General features: G+C 70.4%; 1 protein-coding gene. It reads left to right on the plus strand.

From position 1 onward, the window contains the following. A partial coding sequence (locus TOK_RS31425; RefSeq protein ID WP_141566646.1) for an aminotransferase class III-fold pyridoxal phosphate-dependent enzyme occupies positions 1 to 230 on the plus strand: 230 nt, incomplete at both ends.

Below are 230 nucleotides of genomic sequence, written 5' to 3' on the forward strand. Positions count from 1 at the left end.
ACTGCGAGGCCGGGATCACGGTCAAGGGTCGTGGTCTCGCGCGGGGCCTGCAGTTCGAGCAGCCCGAGCAGGCCGCCAAGGTCTGTGCCGCGGCGTTCGAGCGTGGTCTGCTGATGGAGACCGCCGGCCCGGACAGCGAGGTCATGAAGGTGCTGCCGCCGCTGACGGTCAGCGACGCCGAGCTCGACGAAGGACTCGCGACGATCGCCGAGTCCGTCCGCACCGTGGTG

This window comes from Pseudonocardia sp. N23 (assembly GCF_002583555.1).
Classification (GTDB): domain Bacteria; phylum Actinomycetota; class Actinomycetes; order Mycobacteriales; family Pseudonocardiaceae; genus Pseudonocardia.